Annotated in this window: 16 protein-coding genes and 2 pseudogenes; 14 read left to right on the forward strand and 4 right to left on the reverse strand. The window is 29.8% G+C overall.

What is annotated here, in order from left to right:
* Positions 1 to 111: 111 nt before the first annotated feature.
* A complete protein-coding gene (locus L1S49_RS12630; RefSeq protein ID WP_238905018.1) occupies positions 112 to 648 on the forward strand; it encodes an N-acetylmuramoyl-L-alanine amidase in 537 nt (178 codons plus the stop codon).
* A gap of 36 nt (positions 649 to 684) precedes the next feature.
* Here the strand turns inward: L1S49_RS12630 and L1S49_RS12635 are convergent, their stop codons facing one another.
* Positions 685 to 1,173, reverse strand: coding sequence for an HD domain-containing protein (locus L1S49_RS12635; protein WP_238905020.1), 489 nt, complete (start codon positions 1,171 to 1,173; stop codon positions 685 to 687).
* Positions 1,174 to 1,493: 320 nt separating this feature from the next.
* Between L1S49_RS12635 and L1S49_RS12640 the strand changes: the two genes are divergently transcribed.
* From L1S49_RS12640 to L1S49_RS12660, 6 genes and pseudogenes are all read left to right on the forward strand, one after another.
* A complete protein-coding gene (locus tag L1S49_RS12640; RefSeq protein ID WP_021802716.1) occupies positions 1,494 to 2,186 on the forward strand; it encodes a NifU-like protein involved in Fe-S cluster formation in 693 nt (230 codons plus the stop codon).
* A 26-nt stretch (positions 2,187 to 2,212) separates the two neighbouring features.
* On the forward strand, positions 2,213 to 3,214 hold the full coding sequence (locus tag L1S49_RS12645) for a GGGtGRT protein (RefSeq protein ID WP_073017525.1): 1,002 nt from the start codon (positions 2,213 to 2,215) through the stop codon (positions 3,212 to 3,214).
* A 364-nt stretch (positions 3,215 to 3,578) separates the two neighbouring features.
* Positions 3,579 to 3,923: pseudogene (locus L1S49_RS12650) on the forward strand (type II toxin-antitoxin system PemK/MazF family toxin); the annotation flags it as partial.
* A gap of 677 nt (positions 3,924 to 4,600) precedes the next feature.
* Positions 4,601 to 4,726 carry a hypothetical protein gene (locus L1S49_RS23260; protein ID WP_275299593.1) on the forward strand — a complete coding sequence of 42 codons (126 nt, stop codon included), beginning with the start codon at positions 4,601 to 4,603 and terminating at the stop codon, positions 4,724 to 4,726.
* Between the two features lie 446 nt (positions 4,727 to 5,172).
* Positions 5,173 to 5,625: a GNAT family N-acetyltransferase gene (locus tag L1S49_RS12655; protein WP_238905022.1), complete on the forward strand. Its 453-nt coding sequence runs from the start codon at positions 5,173 to 5,175 to the stop codon at positions 5,623 to 5,625.
* Between the two features lie 27 nt (positions 5,626 to 5,652).
* Positions 5,653 to 5,814: pseudogene (locus tag L1S49_RS12660) on the forward strand (adenylate kinase); the annotation flags it as partial.
* Positions 5,815 to 6,520: 706 nt separating this feature from the next.
* Here the strand turns inward: L1S49_RS12660 and L1S49_RS12665 are convergent.
* Positions 6,521 to 7,063, reverse strand: coding sequence for a GNAT family N-acetyltransferase (locus L1S49_RS12665; protein ID WP_238905024.1), 543 nt, complete (start codon positions 7,061 to 7,063; stop codon positions 6,521 to 6,523).
* A gap of 273 nt (positions 7,064 to 7,336) precedes the next feature.
* On the opposite strand from L1S49_RS12665, the gene L1S49_RS12670 reads away from it, so the two are divergent.
* The 4 genes from L1S49_RS12670 (at position 7,337) to L1S49_RS12685 (ending at position 10,254) form a co-directional block, all read left to right on the forward strand.
* The gene (locus L1S49_RS12670; RefSeq protein WP_238905026.1) at positions 7,337 to 7,774 is read left to right on the forward strand and encodes a hypothetical protein; all 438 of its coding nucleotides are present in this window, start codon (positions 7,337 to 7,339) and stop codon (positions 7,772 to 7,774) included.
* Between the two features lie 167 nt (positions 7,775 to 7,941).
* Positions 7,942 to 8,562 (forward strand): class I SAM-dependent methyltransferase, encoded by a 621-nt coding sequence (locus tag L1S49_RS12675; protein WP_238905028.1) that lies wholly within the window; start codon positions 7,942 to 7,944, stop codon positions 8,560 to 8,562.
* On the forward strand, positions 8,559 to 9,401 hold the full coding sequence (locus L1S49_RS12680) for a polysaccharide deacetylase family protein (protein WP_238905030.1): 843 nt from the start codon (positions 8,559 to 8,561) through the stop codon (positions 9,399 to 9,401). The genes L1S49_RS12675 and L1S49_RS12680 overlap by 4 nt, the downstream gene beginning before the upstream one ends.
* Before the next feature lie 85 nt (positions 9,402 to 9,486).
* The gene (locus tag L1S49_RS12685) at positions 9,487 to 10,254 is read left to right on the forward strand and encodes a MerR family transcriptional regulator (RefSeq protein ID WP_238905032.1); all 768 of its coding nucleotides are present in this window, start codon (positions 9,487 to 9,489) and stop codon (positions 10,252 to 10,254) included.
* Between the two features lie 38 nt (positions 10,255 to 10,292).
* On the opposite strand, the gene L1S49_RS12690 is transcribed toward L1S49_RS12685, so the two are convergent.
* Together L1S49_RS12690 and L1S49_RS12695 are read right to left on the reverse strand one after the other, a co-directional pair.
* A complete protein-coding gene (locus tag L1S49_RS12690) occupies positions 10,293 to 10,949 on the reverse strand; it encodes an HAD family hydrolase (protein ID WP_238905035.1) in 657 nt (218 codons plus the stop codon).
* Positions 10,950 to 11,025: 76 nt separating this feature from the next.
* On the reverse strand, positions 11,026 to 11,997 hold the full coding sequence (locus L1S49_RS12695) for a Gfo/Idh/MocA family oxidoreductase (protein WP_238905037.1): 972 nt from the start codon (positions 11,995 to 11,997) through the stop codon (positions 11,026 to 11,028).
* 190 nt (positions 11,998 to 12,187) lie between these two features.
* Between L1S49_RS12695 and L1S49_RS12700 the strand changes: the two genes are divergently transcribed.
* The 3 genes from L1S49_RS12700 to L1S49_RS12710 all read left to right on the forward strand — a co-directional run bounded on the left by L1S49_RS12700 (position 12,188) and on the right by L1S49_RS12710 (position 15,537).
* A complete protein-coding gene (locus L1S49_RS12700; protein WP_238905039.1) occupies positions 12,188 to 13,039 on the forward strand; it encodes a MurR/RpiR family transcriptional regulator in 852 nt (283 codons plus the stop codon).
* Positions 13,040 to 13,154: 115 nt separating this feature from the next.
* On the forward strand, positions 13,155 to 14,840 hold the full coding sequence (locus L1S49_RS12705; RefSeq protein ID WP_238905041.1) for a sensor histidine kinase: 1,686 nt from the start codon (positions 13,155 to 13,157) through the stop codon (positions 14,838 to 14,840).
* Entirely contained in the window at positions 14,815 to 15,537 is a 723-nt protein-coding gene (locus L1S49_RS12710; RefSeq protein ID WP_238905043.1) for a LytTR family DNA-binding domain-containing protein, read from the forward strand. Before L1S49_RS12705 ends, L1S49_RS12710 begins: the two co-directional genes overlap by 26 nt.
* Positions 15,538 to 15,618 lie beyond the last annotated feature (81 nt).

Consider the following 15,618-nt stretch of genomic DNA (forward strand, 5'->3'; position numbering starts at 1 on the left):
TTATTATTTCTACTGGCTTTTTCCATTTATTATGAAAACAAATTCTGACTACGGTACATATATTAATAAAGAACGATACTTGCCCATGAAGTTACAAAGGAGGAAATATTAATGAGAATTGCCGTAAGAAGAGGATATCAAAGAACTGGAGAAGATTTAGGTGCCATAGGACTTTTAAGAGAGGTTGATATTGCAGAAGATTATCATATAGAACTAATGAAGCAGTTAAGAGCTTTAGGACATGAGGTTTTAGATGTAACTCCGCCAGAAGCTCATAGAAGCTTAGCTGATAGTATTGATTATGGGGTAGAAAAAGCTAATGCTTGGGGGGCAGATTTATATATATCTTGCCAAACTAATAACTACTATCATAGATTTAATGGAGCATTAGGATCAGAGGTTCTTTATTATAAGTGGAGCAATAAAGGAAAAATATATGCAGAAAATATTGAGAAGCATTTAGTTAAAATTGGATTCAGGTCAAGAGGGGCTAAAGGTGATGCTAAATATTTAATAGAATTAGCTAAAACAGAAATGCCTGCAATTATTATCAAAGCATTTTTTGTAGAAGCCTCAGAAGATGTAGCTCTTTGGAGAAGTGTTGGAGCTAAAGGTGTAGCAGAAGCTATAGCTAAGGGATTAAAATAAATATAATACAGGTAGCAGATTTTGCTACCTGTATTTTTAATAAATAGAATCTAAATATGTTTTGAAGGTCTTTGTTTGTCCATATTTTTCCTTAAATACTTTTATAGACTCAGGTTTTATGTTATCTTCGTATGCATTAACTAAAAAATCTGCCTCAACCAATATTTGTAAGTCAATGCCATCTATATTGTTATAACTATGATGATTTCCTATTAAATAACTAATCCTCTTAAGAATATCATCATCTAAATTTAAATCCTTAAGTAACTCTTGAGCAACAGGAGGCCCCTCTATTTCCTGATAGTTTCCAGCAGAACTATTATATTTTCTTTCGCTTTCTTTAATTCCTATATCATGCAAAATTGAAGATATCTCAAGTACTAACTGAGTTTTATCATCCAGTCCTTCCATCTCCCCAATAGTTTTACTAAAAGAATAAACTTTTAGCGCATGATTTATCCTTCTAACATCTTTCTCAAAGTAAGCTATCATCTTTTGAATAACAATACTAGTTATATTTTTCATTCATATTACCTCACTTTTAAATTATTACTATTTTACCATTAACATATATTGGGTTCAAGCTATAAAGATAGTATTATACACATTTTTTAGTACTTCCGAAGGAAAGGATATATAAGAAAATTTATGCATTATTATAAGATTAGAGGAGGAATTTTTAAATTTTGAAAAATTTATATTGTTTGAGTCATATTCATTTGATAGAATATATGTAGGTAATTAATAACCCGGCGGGACTAAAAAGTTCCCGTGTGAAGAATAGCCCTTTCGAGTAACCTTTAATTATAGGCTATAAATTCGTTTGTTAGGGAGGAGTAAAAAAAATGATGTATTCAAAAGAAGTTGAAGAAATGTGTGTAGTTGCCAAAGGCCCAAATCATGGCGCAGCACCAATTCCTGTAGAAGGAAGATGGGTACAAGCTAAAGAAGTAACAGATATATCGGCATTAACTCACGGAGTAGGCTGGTGTGCACCACAACAAGGAGCTTGTAAATTAACTTTAAACGTTAAGGATGGAATTATTCAAGAAGCTTTAGTTGAAACTATAGGATGTTCAGGTATGACTCATTCAGCTGCAATGGCATCTGAAATATTACCAGGAAAAACTATATTAGAAGCATTAAACACAGACTTAGTTTGTGATGCTATTAATACAGCTATGAGAGAACTATTCCTTCAAATCGTATACGGAAGATCACAAAGCGCTTTCTCAGAAGGTGGACTTCCTATAGGAGCAGGTCTTGAAGATTTAGGAAAAGGATTAAGAAGCCAAGTTGGTACAATGTATGGTACTTTAGCAAAAGGACCAAGATACTTAGAAATGGCTGAAGGATACGTAACTAACGTTGCTTTAGATGCAGATGATCAAATCATAGGATACAAGTTTGTTAACTTAGGAAAAATGATGGAATCTATCGCTAAAGGAGCAGATGCTCAAGAAGCTTTAGAAAAAGCAACAGGTCAATATGGTAGATTCGATGAAGCTGCTAAAGTAATAGACCCAAGACATGCATAATAAAGTGGTTGAAGGAGGATTTTAAAATGGCATTATTTGAAAGTTATGAAAGAAGAATAGGACAAATAACTCCAGTTCTTGAAAAGTACGGTATTGCATCTCTAGAAGAAGCAAGAAAGATTTGTCAAGATCTTGGATTTGACCCATATACAATAGCAAAAGAAACTCAACCAATAGCATTTGAAAATGCTGGCTGGGCATATGTTTTAGGAGCAGCAATTGCTGTTAAAAAAGGAACTAAAAAAGCTGCTGACGCTTCTACTTGTATAGGAGAAGGTCTTCAAGCATTCTGTATCCCTGGTTCAGTTGCAGATGATAGAAAAGTTGGTTTAGGACATGGTAATTTAGGAGCTATGCTTTTAAGTGAAGAAACTAAATGTTTCGCTTTCCTAGCTGGTCATGAATCATTCGCAGCAGCAGAAGGTGCTATAAAAATAGCTGAAAAAGCTAACAAAGTTAGAAAAGAGCCATTAAGAGTTATATTAAACGGTCTTGGAAAAGATGCAGCTCAAATAATCTCAAGAATTAATGGATTTACTTATGTTCAAACTAAGTTTGACTATTACACTGGAGAATTAGCAATAGTTAACGAAATTGCTTACTCAAACGGACCAAGAGCTAAAGTTAGATGCTTTGGTGCAGATGATGTAAGAGAAGGTGTTGCTATAATGCACAATGAGGGAGTTGACGTATCTATAACTGGTAACTCAACTAACCCAACAAGATTCCAACATCCAGTTGCAGGAACATATAAGAAAGAAATGATAGATTTAGGAAAGAAATACTTCTCAGTTGCATCAGGTGGTGGTACTGGAAGAACTCTTCACCCAGATAACATGGCAGCTGGTCCAGCTTCTTATGGTATGACTGATACTATGGGAAGAATGCACTCAGATGCTCAATTTGCAGGATCTTCATCAGTTCCAGCTCACGTTGAAATGATGGGTCTTATAGGAATGGGTAACAACCCAATGGTAGGAGCTACTGTTGCAGTTGCTGTTGCTATAGAAGAAGCTTTAAACAAATAATTTAAGCTTTCTTTAATCGTAAATAAATCTAGAAATTGGCCCTGTGCTTAGGAATTGACCTAGGTATGGGGCTTTTTTAATTTAAGAAATAGAGAATTAATACTATTATATTTAAGGGGAGGTTTGAAGAGTATATTGACAATTGCAAAGAAAGAAATTTGAGAGATTAAGAAGTAGATATGTTTACTTTGGGTAATTATTTAAATAAGATTAAGGATGTTAAGAAGCAGACATAAAAACTGCTTCTTTTTGTAGTACAAGTTTAATAAAATAATAGTTTTATTAAACAGCTTTTTAGAATTAATAGATATTTACATCTAATAAAGATAAATGTTAGAATTTACTAAAGGAAGATGGAGGTAATATGAATAAAATAACTAAACTAGGCGAGATATATTATGCTGATCTATCCCCATTTATAGGCTCAGAACAAGGAGGTATAAGACCCGTAATAATTATAAGTAATGATATTGCAAATAGATATGCGCCAACAGTCACAGTGTGCCCAATTACGTCTCAAATTAATAAGGCGAAACTCCCAACCCATGTAGAATTATTAGCAAAAGATTATGATCTTCAGAGAGATTCAGTTGCTTTATTAGAACAACTTAGAACAATAGATAAGTATAGATTGAAAGAAAAGATAGGAATTTTGCTAGTAGAAGATATAGAAGAAGTTAAAAAAGCTTTAAGTGTACAGCTAGACTTAGTATCTATAAAAAGTGAAAAACAAAATGATAGAAAGAATATTGAAGTTGAAATAGGGAAAATAGTGAACCTATTAGAAGGAATATCTAAAGAGTATGGATTAGACAAAATTTCAACTAGAGAAGAAGCATATTCTAAAGCATATGAGGAAATAAGTTTTAATATTAAGCAAGTTGATAATAAATTAGAATCAATAAACAAAAATGTTAAAATAAATAAAAATATTAGGGATATATCTAAAGGGCAACTATCAGAATATGCAGTTGTAGAATATTTCAAGTATCATGGATATAATTCTGAAAGAGCAGGTAGTAAACTTGATCATCTTAAAATTGATGTAGTAGCACAAAATGAAGATAATAAAATTTTTATCCAAGTTAAATATGGTCAAATGCCTAAGCAAGATTTAAAAATACTCGTTAAAAATGTATTAGAAATTGAATGTGATAATAATATTTCAAAAGTAGTCGCAGTAGTTGCAGAGCGATATAATGAAGATTGTGAATTTTTAAGATTATTACTTCAAAATAAACATAATATACCGATTATGCTAATACATAAATATCAAGTATTAGGTATTGTAAATGAATTTAAGAGAACCTTGGAATAAAATGAAAAATAAATATAACTTTGAAATTTATAACCCCTATAGAGTATAGTTTTAGGAGGTTATATATTTTGATTATTAAGATGTGGATTTCAAAATATGTAATAGATTGGAGTAGTTCGTTTTCTTCGGGAACTATAATATATAAAATAAATATCAATGGTCTTATGAAATTTGGGCACATTCAAAGAATTTAGTAGAAAATGCAGTGAATAATTTTCAACTTTAAGATGGAATATCTAAATTTAAAGAAGTGTTTGAATCATAGATTAAAAGTTATTGAAGTCATATACAAATTTAGAACTATTGATATATCTGATAAGCCAAAGGTGTATTGGAATTGTTGAAAAAAGTATGAAATAGTTAGACCATCTATAATGAAAGCTCTTTTATATATAAGAAGTAATATTTGGCATAATGATGCCAATATACCTAATAAAGAAATTTTAGATACTGATTTATGGATAAGAGCAAAATTAATTTTGAAACCTTTGGAATTTTCTAAAGTTATAAGCAAAGTAATAAACTCAAATTGAAAATAAAATTTGAGTTTAAATAAGATTAAGGCAAGAGAAATCTTGCTTGTTCTATATAATACAATTTGAAATTTTTGAGAAATAAATAGTAATTTGTAGGAGGAAAGATGATTATTCGGGAATACAAACCGTCAGATTGCAAAGAATTAGCAGACCTATTTTATAATACTGTCCATACAGTTAATGCAAGAGATTACACAAAAGAACAATTAGATGTATGGGCAACAGGTACGATTGATTTAGAAAATTGGAATCAATCATTTCAAGAGCATTATAGTATTGTTGCACTTGATAATAAACTTATCATTGGTTTTGGAGATATAGATAAAACAGGCTATCTTGATAGATTGTTTGTTCATAAGGATTATCAAGGAAAAGGTGTTGCTACTGCTATTTGTGATAGATTGGAAAAATCAGTTCAAAAGAAAGTTATTACCCACGCTTCTATTACAGCAAGACCTTTCTTTGAAAAAAGAGGTTACAAGGTTATTAAAGAGCAACAGGTTGAGAGACAAGGAATTGTGCTCATAAACTTTGTTATGGAGAAAAAAATAGATTAGCCAGAATTTATAGGAGGTGATGACAAAATGATTGTTTTAATTACAGGAGCTTCTCATACAGGAAAAACTCTGTTAGCACAAAAATTTCTTAAAAAATACAAATATCCCTATTTCTTTATTGACCTTTTGAAAACGGGGTTAATACGAAGCAAAAACACAGCTTTAACTTCCGAAGATGGCAAAGAACTTGAAGATAACACTTACTATCTGAATATGTGCGAAAAATATAACTGTAATTATATTCTGATTGATGATTGTTATCAAGTGGAAGCTAATTTATAAATTCCAATTTGTTAAGTATATTAATTAATATTATGCTTAGTGGGCTTAATAATAAGTTGGAAGCATGTAGAACTAGTTTACAGATATTAATTAGAACGAGAATCTGATTGGACTTTAAAATAAAAAGCCCCAACTTAATGGAGCTAGTTTTCCGTTTAAAGGAAGCTTTAAATGACTATAGAAAATTTTAGAATTTAATAATTATCTATTTAGTTTTAATATATTATATGTAGAAATTTGTATAAGTGATACAAATTATAATCAAATTGTAAAAAAGAAGACAGAAAATATATTTTCTGTCTTCAATGGGGAAATTGGTGTTTCTTATAAAAAAATTTCAACTTAAGTATATTAAATAATTATAGCTTAATCAATAATTAGGACACTAAAGTAGTTTTTAAGAACATTGAAATTTAAAATATTATGTTTTGCTATTAATTCTATTAAAATTTCTAAAGTGAAAAATAAAAAGCTCCAAATTAATGGAGCTAATTTACCAATGAAAGGAGTTAACTTCTATGACTGAATTAAAACTATAATAGTTAATATATTATATGTATGCAATTAGCCATATTGTTACAAAAAAGCACATCGAGAAAATCAAAAATATTCGTTAGTTATAGTTAATTTTATTAAAGTATAATAAATCAAAAGATATTCCGTCAATAAGGTTTGCATCTTTTTGTATTTTTTCTAATTCATATCCATTTTTTCTCAGTATCTTACTAGATGCAATGTTAGCATCAGTTACTCTGGCATTAAGTTTATTAAGCTTAAGAGATTTAAAAGCAAAATTTGTGATTAAAGAAACAGTTTCATTTCCATAACCTTTGCCCCAGTGGTTTCTACTAAGAACATATCCTAGTTCTGCACTTTTTGTTGCTTTATTAAAATCAAATAACATAGCTGTTCCTATAATCTCTTTAGTTGTATTTAAAACAATAGAGGCATACAAATAGTCGCCAGATAATTCTTCTTTCATCATTTCTTTAATATGTTCTCTGGTGTCATCTAAGTTCTTCATTAAATTCCAACCTATAAATTTTTTAACTTCCTTATCTGATAAAAAGTTATGGATACCTTGAATATCATCTAAACTTATTGGTTTAAATGATATGTTAAGACCTTTTAGTGTATGAAATAAAATTGAATTCATTATTGGGCCTCCTTTAGCATAATATGATAATTAATATCATAATTATAACAGGTTTTTAATAGAAGTAATTTGCAGCATAATAATATTTATATAATTTATGTGAAAAAAATGTTGCAAATTTCACAAAAAAGGTCTATCATAGAAAAAGTGAGGAAAAGTTATGAAATTTTCCTTGCAATTAGTAAATACATATGACTTTGTTAATTATAAGGTCTCATGCTTTGCAAAGGTGCTTGGTGTGAGGACTTTTTTTATTGTATAGGAAAGATAGGAATGATAATAATGGAATCACAAGGATTTAAAATTATTAAGTTAGCTACATATAACAAAAGACTAAATGACGAAGATAAATACGGAAGAATTATGACAGAGAAAGGTGAACTTGCAATTTTGCCTGCAGATGATATAAATTTTTTAGCTTACTGTGATTTTATAAAAGGTAAAGAGCCGAGAGGCAATCATTATCACAAAGAAAAGATTGAGTATCTATATGTTTGTAAAGGACGACTAAAGGTTTATATAAAGAAAGCAGAAGATTCAGAAGCAGAAGTGCAAACTTTTGAAATACAGGGGGGAGATATAGTCTGTATTGAGACTGGATATACTCATGCTGTTGAGACTATAGAAGAGGGATATGGAATAGAATTCTCAAAAACAAAACAAGAAATAATAAAACAAGATTCATTTTATGAAAAAATTACAGAGATTTAGAAACATTTAATAGGAATTAAATATAATAGTAAAAAGAGCCTTGTATTTAGGATTAGCCTAGGTACTTGGCTTTTTGTTTTGTAATTTATTGAAAAGCTCTGATTTAGTGATAATATTAATATATAGAAATATTTAGAAAAAACTTGTTATGGAATAGGGGGAGAAAAATGAACGTAATATTGAAGCAACCACAATTATATAGGTTTTTAAGTTATTGTAATGAAAGTGATCTAGATAAAGAGGTATTAGACTGCGGAGCAGGAGGAGACTTACCACCACTTTCATTATTTTCGGAACATGGTTATAAAACTTATGGATTAGAAATAAGTGATGATCAATTACATAAATCTAATGAATTTTCTAAGAAACATGGAATTAATTTAAATATTTCAAAAGGAGATATGAGAAGTCTGCCTTTTGAGGATGAATCTATAAGCTTTATTTATTCTTATAATTCTATTTTTCATATGACAAAAAAGGATATTGAAGCATCCATAAATGAAATTAAGAGAGTTCTAAAGCCTGGTGGGCTATGTTGTTTAAATTTTCTCTCTATAAATGATGAATGGTATGGAGATGGGAAAGAACTTGGGAAAAATGAATTTCTTCAGATAGAAAGAGGGGAAGAGGTTATTCATACCTATTATGAAGTTAATGAAGGAGAAGGCCATTTTAAAGACATGACAATCCTTTATAAAGAAGATAGAGTTATTGAAAGGTTATATGAAGGAGAAATGATAAAACAAGCTTATATAGATTATATAGTAAAGAAAGAAGTGATTGAATGAGTACTGTTATAAACCTTTTTCCAGGTGGAAAGAGAAAAGCATTGACTCTTAGCTACGATGATGGCGTAATTCAAGATAAAAAACTTGTAAGTATTTTCAACAAATATTCCTTAAAAGCGACTTTTAATCTTAATTCTGGTATACAAAGCGAGGAAAATTATTGGATTAAAGATGGAAAGACTATAAGTCGAATAAATATTGATGAAATTGAGAAGCTGTACAGAGGCCATGAAATTGCTGTTCATAGTTTAACTCATCCTCATTTAGAAGAACTTCCAAAAGAAATGATTTTAAATGAAGTTTTTGAAGATAGAAAAAACTTAGAAAAAATAACTCAGTATCCTGTAAGGGGTATGGCATATCCATTTGGCACTTACAATAAAAAAGTCCTTGATGTAATAGATAGCTGTGGAATTGAATATTCAAGAACTGTAAAGCAACATGAAAAATTCACCTTGCCAGATACTTTCCTAGAATGGCATCCAACTTGTCATCATACAAATCCAAGATTTTTAGAAATTACCAAAAACTTTTTGGAATCAGAAGCTAAGTCTATGGAATTATTATATGTATGGGGGCATAGCTATGAGTTTGACATAAATGAGAATTGGGACTTAATTGAGGAATTCAGCAAACTAGTTAGTAATAATAACTCTATATGGTATGCTACTAATATTGAAATAATAGATTATTTAAAAGCTCTAGATGCTTTGAAGTATTCGGCAGATTGCTCAATAGTATATAATCCTACAGCTATATCAGTTTGGATATGTGCTTATGGGTCAGATATCGAGATTAAGTCAGGAGAAAAACTGTCTATATTACCCAATAAGCAATAGTTAAATAATAAATAAAAAAACTATAAAAACCTGTTGACTTTAACGCAACGTCAAGGTGTATAGTTAAATTGTCAGGAGGGAGCTTATGGAGTACACAGTGAATAAATTAGCTAAACTAGCAGGTGTTAGCACCAGAACATTAAGATATTATGATGAATTAGGAATTCTTAAGCCGGCAAGAATTAATTCTTCAGGATATCGTATATATGGTGAAGCTGAAGTAGATATGTTGCAACAAATATTATTTTTTAGAGAATTGGATGTAAGTTTAGATAATATAAAGTTAATTATTACATCTAAAGACTTTGATAAAACTAAAGCACTGAAAGAACATCATGAGAAACTCCTAGAAAAAAGAAAACAGTTAGAAACACTTATCAAAAATGTTGAAAAAACTATTGATAAGGATGAAAGGAGAATCATTATGTCAGATAAAGAAAAATTTGAAGGCTTTAAGCAAAAGCTAGTTGATGATAACGAAAAGAAATATGGTAAGGAAATAAGAGAAAAATACGGTGAAGATGTAGTTAATGAATCTAATAAGAGATTCAAAAATATGTCTAAAGAGCAGTATACAGAGTTTGAAGAATTAGGTCAGACTATATTAGATAAGCTTGAAGAGGCTTTTGAAACTGGAGATCCAGCAGGAGAGCTTGCCCAAGAGGTAGCTAAACTACATCGTAAATGGATTACCACTGCATGGAACAGATATTCAAAAGAAGCTCATGCAGGTGTAGCTCAAATGTATGTAGATGATGAGCGTTTTACAGCTTATTATGATAAAAATAAACCAGGTCTTGCAAAATTCTTAAGAGATGCAGTCGTAATTTATACAGATGCATTAGAAGAATAAAATAGAGCCATTGCAGAGATGCAATGGCTTTAAAGCATTTAAAGAGAAACTATTTTTGTGATTTCACTAGGATGATCTATAACAAATTTTGGTGAATAACTTTCAAGCTCTTCACGTGTTCTAAATCCCCAAGTAACCCCAATAGTATCCATGCCAGCCTTTATTCCAGTTTCCATATCAGTACTGGTATCACCTATGTATAAGCATTCTTTAGGGGATATACCTAAAGTTTCAGCTGTAATAATGGCACCAATTGGATCGGGTTTTCTTCTAACCCCTTCTTTTTCACCAGATACCATATCAAAGTAATCCTCACCAAAAACCCCATATATATTATCGAGAGTTCTTTCATGTGGTTTGTTTGATAGTACAGCTATCTTTATCCCTTTTTCTTTTAAGTCATGAAGCATGTCCTTGATTCCATCATAGGGTTTAACCTCATGCATACAATGAATTTCAAAATACTCTGTATAAGTTTTAAGAGCATCTTCATAATTAATTAAATCTTTATCTCCAGAATAGATAAGTGCTCTTTCAATCAACTTTTTATAACCATCTCCAACAAAAATCTTATATTTCTCCTCAGAGATTGGACCAAATCCATATTTAGATAAAGTTAAATTAGAAGTATAGGAGATTGCCTTTATAGAATCAACTAAAGTACCATCTAAATCAAAAATACAACATTTATACATTTAAAAAATCCTCCTATTAATAAAAAGTTAAAATGATTATTATAATAATCATTTTATTAAATGTAAACTTTAGAGTTTATTCGAAGGGATAAACTAGTCCCCATTGATTTCTTATATCATTTAAGATATGAGTTACATCAGAAGATAATTGAAGTTGATCTTCTTCAGTCTTATTTTCAATATATTCCTGCATATCAATAATTTCATAATTAAGAGCTTTTGAAGTTTCTCCTAAAGTAATTTCTTCTGTTCTTCCATCTTCAGTGTAAGTTATGGTAGCTTTGTCTCCACGAGGATAATTATTTACCTCTATATATCCAAGATCTCCTGCGACAACACCACGCTTAGGTTGTTTAGCCCTCATAGTTAAAGATATTACTGCCATTTGATCACAATCATTTTTCAAAATAATTCCTGATTGTTCATCTACCCCTGTTTCAAAATATTTAACCGTAGTCAAAATTACATTTGGTTTCTTTTCTAAGAAATATCTTGCAAAAGAAACAGCATAAACACCTATATCTAGTAAAGCTCCACCAGCTAATTCTTTACTGAAGAAACGATTAGTAACATCGTATTCCTTGCAACTGCCAAAATTGACTTGAACCATTTTTACTTTACCTATAGCCCCAGAATCAATAATTTCCTTTAACTTCTTATATAAAGGCATATGGAATAGGGTCATTGCTTCAGCCACTACTAGATTCTTTTCTTTAGCAATAGAAATTACCTCATCTAATTGTTTTGCATTTACAGTTATAGCTTTTTCACAAAGTACATGTTTCCCGCTCTTTAAAGCTTTTAATAAGTATTCGTAGTGAAGATTATGAGGTGTAGCAATGTATAGAATATCAACATTAGGGTCATTGATCATTTCATTACTGTCTGTATAGAATTTAGAGATGTTGAATTCTTTAGCAAATGCTTGAGCCTTCTCAATATTTCTATTTGATACAGCATATATTTCACCATTTACTTCGTTTAAAGCTGCTGCCATTTCTCTAGCTATAACGCCCGTGCCTAAAATAGCCCAATTAAATTTTCTCATCAATTAAACCTCCTCAAAAATAACATTTTATATAATTATAACATACAAAATTAAAATTTATAGAATTATATATGCGAAAAATAAAATTTTATTTTTGCATTACTATATTGACTGAAATTTATAACTATAATATTATGAGTTTATATATAATGAGTTATTACAATTAAATTAAGTAAAGGAGTATAAGGGCTTGAAAAATATAGATAAAAGTGTTTTAGATAAAATATTATCAGTTTATGGAAATTTATTTGAAGCAGAAAAGAAGATTGCAGATTATGTTATAAATAATAGCGAAAAGGTTATTGAAATGACCGTTTCAGAGTTAGCAAATAAAAGCAATGTCAGTGAAGCCACTATAATAAGATTCTGTAAAAAATGTGATTTTAGAGGTTTTCACGATATTAAAATAAGTATTGCAAAGGAAATGGTAAGTTTAGAGGAAACTAATATATCTAATGACTTAGATACAAATAATATAGAGCAATCCCTTCAAAATATATTAGCAAATAAAATTGAAGAATTGAAACAGACCATATCAATGATGGATGGAGATATAATAAAAGAGATTTTAGAAATAATTAAAAATGCTAGAATAGTTCAATTTACTGCTGTAGGAAATACCATACCTGTAGCTATGGATGGAGCCTATAAATTTAATCAATTAGGAATATCTTCAGTTGTAAATACCATATGGGAAACTCAACTTGCCTACACCTACACATTAACAGAAAACGATGTAGTAATTGCAATATCAAATTCTGGATCATCAAAAAAACTTGTAACTTTATTGGATATTGCAAATGAAAAGGGAGCTACAACAATCAGTATAACTAATCACGAAAAATCTCCGCTAGCTAATAAAAGTACATATCATATAAACACGGCCACAAGAGAAAAATTGTTTTTAGACGAATTCAGCTTTTCTAGAGTATCAGCTATGGTTGTTATAGAAGCTTTATATCTACTACTGACCGCAGGAAAGAGAGATGCTTATGAATGGATTAGTAAGCATGAAGATTCAATTGCAGAGGATAAGATATAGTATCATTTTAAAAGTCTTAGGAAACTAAGGCTTTTTATTTTGAAAATTCAGCATATTGAAATGTCTACTCTAACTTGTAGTATAATGTAAGATAATTAATAGGAGATGAGTGGATATGTATTATATATATGACTTAATAATTCAATTTGTAGATAGAGCAGCACTTTTACTTGTGTGCATATTTGCAGTAACTAGACTGCAAAGTTTTAGAGAGATTTTCTTGAAAGAAAGTTATGAGAAAAAAGACTACATTATTATAGGTACGCTTTTTAGCTTATTTGCTGTTTTAGCAAATTATACAGGTCTAAATGTTGAGGGTTCCTTGGTAAATGTAAGAACTATAACCATAGTTTCAGGAGGAATAATTTTTGGTCCAGTTATAGGAATAGTAACAGGGGTAGTGTCTGGAGTTCATAGGTTCTTAATAGATATACATGGAATAACTTCACTTCCATGTCTTATAAGCAGTATAGTTGCGGGTATAGTTTCTGGCTATATAAATAAAAAGATTAAAAGAAATTACAGGTGGATGTTTGGTATAGGAGCAGGAATGTTAAGTGAAACAATAACCATGCTTCTGATACTTGTATTTAGCAAACCATTTTCCTTAGGGCTTGATATAGTATCAAAAATTGCAATCCCTATGATTTTTGGGCAGATAAGTGTGGGATTTATAGTGCTCATGGTACAAAGCGTAGAGGATGACAAAGAGAAAATAGCAGCAAAACAAGCTAAACTTGCTTTGGAGATTGCTAACAAAACCTTACCTTACTTTAGAAATATAAACAGCGAGTCCTTGAGTAAAATATGCACAATAATAAAAGAGGATATACATGCAGATGCTGTAGGGATAACTGACAAAAATAATATTTTAGCTTATGTTGGTGTTGGAGAAGAGTTCTATAATATAGGGCATGAGATAATTACAGATACAACTAGAGAAGCTATAAAAAGCGGAAAGATAATAATAAAAAACAGCGATTTTCAAGATAAAAGCGGAATATTAAAGTCTGCAATTGTAATTCCACTAGAAGAAAAAAATGAAGTTATAGGAACTTTAAAAATATATTATACAAAGAATCATAAAATAACTTATACGCTTCAAACTCTTGCAATAGGACTTTCGCAGATAATATCTACATTAATGGAAGTTTCTAAAATAGAACAGGTTAAGGAAATGGCTAATAAGGCAGAAATAAAGGCACTTCAAACTCAGATAAATCCTCACTTTTTATTTAACGCCTTAAATGCTGTAGCTTCATCTATTAGGATAAATCCAGATAAAGCTAGAGAACTTATAATAAATCTATCGAACTATCTAAGATTTAACCTAGAACTTAAAGATGAGTTTATAGATATAAATAAAGAGTTAAGCCAAGTTAAAGACTATATTGAAATAGAAAAAGCTAGGTTTGGAGATAAATTAAACATTGTCTATGATATTGATGATGTTAATATAAAAATCCCAAGTCTATCAATACAACCATTAGTAGAGAATGCTATAGTTCATGGTATTTTAAAAAATAGAGGAAAGGGTACAGTTATAATTAGTGTAAAAAACTATAAAGATAACAAGGTGAAAATATCTATTGAGGACAGTGGATTAGGGATAGAGGAGGATATAATAGATAAAGTTTATAATGATAATGTTCCAGAAAATAAGATAGGATTATATAATGTTCATTTAAGACTTAAACTTATTTATGGAGAAGGACTTATCATAAATAGATTAGAAAAAGGTACAAAAATAGAGTTTTACATCAAGGGGGAAGGCTATGAGAGCTATAATAGTAGAGGATGAGTTTTTGGCAAGAGAGGAGCTTAAATACTTTATCAAAAATTACAGTAATATAGAAGTGGTAGATGAGCTTGAAGATGGAATAGAGGTACTTAAATTCATTCAGCAAAATGAAGTAGATGTAATATTTTTAGACATAAACATACCTTCTTTAGATGGAGTATTACTTGCACAAAATATGAGTAAATTCTCGAAAAAGCCTGCGATAGTATTTATAACAGCATATAAGGAACATGCAGTAGAAGCTTTTGAAGTTGAGGCCTTTGACTATATATTAAAGCCTTATTCAGAAAGTAGAATAATATCTATGCTAAGAAAATTAGAAGAAGGTTATAGTGTACCTAAAGAGAGCAACAAAACAACCAGTATAATAGATAAAATAAACTTATGGAAAAATGAAAAGATAATAGTGGTCGATTTAGATGATATATATTACTGTGTTGCAAAAGAAAGAGTGACCTTTGTATATACAAAAAAAGAAGAGTACTCAGTTAATACTAGTATATCTGAATTCTACAATGGTTTACCCAAAAATAAGTTTTTTAAATGCCATAGATCATATATAGTAAACTTAAATAAGATAAAAGAAATAATACCTTGGTTTAATAATACCTATAACTTAAAATTAAAAGATATAGAAGAAGAAATACCTGTAAGTAGAAGTCATATAAAAGAATTTAAAGAGATAATGGGGATATAAATTGTAACAAAATTCGATTTAATTGTATATATTAATATAAGAAGTGGCTAGCAATTCTATATATCATATAGAATCTAGAAA

Origin of the sequence: Clostridium sp. YIM B02506 (assembly GCF_022324845.1) — a bacterium.
GTDB classification, from domain to species: Bacteria; Bacillota; Clostridia; order Clostridiales; family Clostridiaceae; genus Clostridium_T; species Clostridium_T intestinale.